General features: G+C 25.9%; 3 protein-coding genes. All 3 read right to left on the reverse strand.

Features of this window, described 5'->3' with window-relative positions; translation table 11 throughout:
* Positions 1-118: 118 nt before the first annotated feature.
* Complete coding sequence (locus tag GBZ86_RS13755) at positions 119-1,288, reverse strand: cyclically-permuted mutarotase family protein (RefSeq protein WP_152891584.1); 1,170 nt, start codon at positions 1,286-1,288, stop codon at positions 119-121.
* A 184-nt stretch (positions 1,289-1,472) separates the two neighbouring features.
* Positions 1,473-2,723 (reverse strand): sensor histidine kinase, encoded by a 1,251-nt coding sequence (locus tag GBZ86_RS13760; protein WP_152891586.1) that lies wholly within the window; start codon positions 2,721-2,723, stop codon positions 1,473-1,475.
* Positions 2,723-3,427, reverse strand: coding sequence for a response regulator transcription factor (locus tag GBZ86_RS13765; RefSeq protein ID WP_152891588.1), 705 nt, complete (start codon positions 3,425-3,427; stop codon positions 2,723-2,725). Before GBZ86_RS13765 ends, GBZ86_RS13760 begins: the two co-directional genes overlap by 1 nt.
* Positions 3,428-3,624: the final 197 nt, after the last annotated feature.

Below are 3,624 nucleotides of genomic sequence, written 5' to 3' on the forward strand. Positions count from 1 at the left end.
TTTAAATAGTTAATAATTAATATCTTATATAAAAATAAATCTAAATTTTTAAAAAGCAAAAAAGCATCTTTTTAAATTAGTAAAAAACTATACTAATTTAAAGATGCTTTTTATTTAATTATTCATTAAATAAAGTTCCAGAATACATTCTATTTGTCCTAGTTCCTGGCTTTATTTCTCCATTTATTGAATATATTTTATTATCATCAATTATTAATCCTTCTCCACAAGGTGCATCAAAAGGTACTTCACCTATTGTTCTCCAAGAATCTTTTGCTGAGTTATATATTAATATATCTTTATTCCAATTAAACTCTGAAGGATCTGCTCCAAAATAACCAGCTTTAAAGTCTGCTAATTCTTGGTCTTTTAACGTATTAAGCTGTTTTACAGCATTATCATATATATATTTATTAAAGCCTCCAATAACCATCATTTCTTCATCATTTAACTTAACAGAGCTTGCTCCTAAAAGAGATATTGCCTCATCTCCAATTTTTACATCCGAAGCTTTTTCCCAAGTATTATTTTTTATATCATACTTATATCCATCTGTATAAGCTATTTTATCTCCACCACTAAATATATAAATATTATCACCTAAAAGTTGAGCAACAGCTTGATTTCTAGTTGACTCTCCTGGAATAGACGCTAATTCTTCAGTTTTTCCTGTCTCTACATCAAAAGAATAAAATTTATTAGATGCCTTTCCATCTTGCTTTCCAAGTCCAAAATATATTTTATTACCCTTTTTAGCCGCAACACCATCACTAATTGTGAAAGGTAAATCTCCTACATGCTTTGAAGTAATCTTTCCTTTTTCATCTGTAGTGAAAAGAGTAACATTATCTCCTTCATTTTTATCAGGACTTCCACCTATATAATAAACTCCTTCATCGGTGGTAATAGAACTACCATAACCTATTTCATAATCTAAAGTAGTATGGTCTACTTGCTTTAATTCACCATTTTCTTCTTTTAATACATATACATCAGGATAATGTTTCTTTGGCCCACCCTTTGCTACGGGTTCTTCTGGAAAGTTAGCTCCTCCTCCCACTATAATATAATCACCTGATTTACCAGCTAGTAATCCAGCAGTACCAATATTTTTATCTTGCCCTTTTTGAGCTTCTAAATCACCACCATGTTCCCATAAAACCTTTGTTACTTCTTTAGTAGTTTCAGTTTTATCAGTTGCTTTTTCAGTAGTATTTGCAGTATTACATCCTATAAAAAGTGAAGAAACAACTGCTAATGCTACAAGGCATGTTAATCCCTTTTTCATCTTTAATCCTCCCCATATAAACAACATCTCATTCTTATACTGTTTTGTAATTATTTTCTAGTACAATTTTATCATGAAAACATTTTCTTAGCAACTTTACTTAATAAAATAATTAAACTATGAAATTACATTATAGATTATACAATTTCATAGTTTATAAATTTATAATAATCAAATATATGTATCATATTACAGTTTTTAAAAAAGTAATATAAAAAGTACTTCCCTTTCCTAATTCACTTTCAACATTTATATCTCCATTATGAGATTGAATTATGGATTTACTTAAACATAAACCTATTCCTATACTAGTTGGATTTACTGAATTTTCACCTTTATAAAACCTTTTAAATATTTTCTTTAATTCACTTTTTTCAATACCTTCACCATTATCTTTAATGGAAACAGTTATAGATAATGGTGTTTCATATAAGTTTACTTCTATTTTTCCATTTTCTTTAGTATGTTCTATAGCATTTTTAACTATATTACTTATAGCTTCTCCTACCCATTTCCTATCATGATAATATTCTATGTCTTTTTTACAAATAAAAGTTAATACTTGATTTTTTTCTTCTGCTTTTATCTTTAAAGGATTTATACTTTCCTCCACAGTATTTTTTAATGAAAAAATTTCTTTTCTATATTCTACTGCATTACTTTCTAATCTAGCATATTTAAGTAATGTCTTAACAAGCCAATTCATTCTTTCTAACTGCTCTTTACTTAAATTAATAAAATCATCTATTTCCTCTTTATCCATTTCTTTATGATCCTTTAGTATATCATTATACATAGCCAATGCCATTAATGGAGTTTTTAATTGATGAGATATATCATTAATTATATTTTTAAGATTAATTTTTTCATCTTTTAATAATGAAATACTATTTTTTATTCTGTCTTCCATAAGTTGAAATTTCACTATAAATTTATTTAAACTTCCTTTATAATTATAAGTTTTCTCATTAGAATAAAATTTATTTTCAACTATATTTTCAGCTCTTATAGTTAATATTTTTATTTGTTTAAACATAGGATTAGTTATAAAAAATACTCCCACTAAAATTATTATTGTACTTAATGTAATTAATAAAATTAATGATATAATCCATTGATTATTTATATCCTCAAATAACGGATTAAAATCATAATTTAAATTGGTATTATAGGAATATCTATCCATAATCTCTTTTCCTTTATTGTAATCTCCTTGTTTTTTTCCTGTTATTAAAGGAATTATTTTTTCACCTAAAGTTTCATTATAATTTGATATTTCTCCAACTATAGATATATTTTGATTTATGTATCTTCTGTTTATTTTTCCTAAAGTATTAATATTAAGTGTGTAAAAAACAAATCCTTGTAAAATAAATAGTATAATGAGAAAAGCTCCAAGTTTAGCCCTCTCATTACCATTTAATAAAGCATTCATTATCTTTTCACCACCTTAGGTGTCCATTTATAACCTACAGACCTTACAGTAGCTATAAGTATTGGATTTTTACTATCCTCTTCTATTTTTTCTCTAAGTCTTTTAATATACACACTTAATGTATTAGCATCTATAAAATCTCCATCTACATCCCAAAGCTTTTCAAGAATTAAATTTCTCCCTAATACATTTGGATAATTTTCCATAAGCATTAATAATAATTTAAACTCACTTAATGTTAATGAAACCTCTTTACCATTTTTCTTAACCGTATGAGCGGCATTATCTAATTCAATTCCATCACTTATCAAAATATTTTCATATTCTTTATTAGTAGTTTTAATACTTCTTCTTCTTAAAACTGCATTAATTCTAGAAACTAATTCTCTTATTTTTACAGGTTTTGTAACATAATCATCTGCTCCTAAGTCTAATCCTAAAACTATATTAGATTCTTCATCACAAGCTGTCATAAAAATAATTGGAACTTCATTACCTTTTTCTCTTATTTCAGTACATAATTCATATCCATCTCCATCAGGTAACATTAGATCAAGTAAGATTAAATCTACTTTATCATTAAACATTGTTCTAGCTAATTTTAAATTTGTTGCATGACATACATTAAATCCTTCTTTTTTTAAGCTATATATTACTGCCAATGCTACTGCTCTATCATCCTCTACTAATAATATATTTTTCATAACCCTTATCATTATCTTTTTTAAGATAATGATTCACCTCCCTCATTAATTTTTATTCATCACTTCTTAGCACTAGTGTTTAATAATTAAAAAATATTACCATTGACTTTTTTAAAAATACAAATATATTTCTAGTGATATTGATTATATATCTACTAGGAATATATTTCCTTTAAAAAAGTGTGCAACAACCCCTT

Source organism: Clostridium tarantellae, from assembly GCF_009295725.1.
Lineage (GTDB): Bacteria > Bacillota > Clostridia > Clostridiales > Clostridiaceae > Sarcina > Sarcina tarantellae.

Coding starts and splice junctions, on each gene's coding strand:
- GBZ86_RS13760 (WP_152891586.1), bottom strand. CDS start 2,723: ATGAATGCTTTATTAAATGGTAATGAGAGGGCTAAACTTGGAGCTTTT.
- GBZ86_RS13765 (WP_152891588.1), bottom strand. CDS start 3,427: ATGAAAAATATATTATTAGTAGAGGATGATAGAGCAGTAGCATTGGCA.
- GBZ86_RS13755 (WP_152891584.1), bottom strand. CDS start 1,288: ATGAAAAAGGGATTAACATGCCTTGTAGCATTAGCAGTTGTTTCTTCA.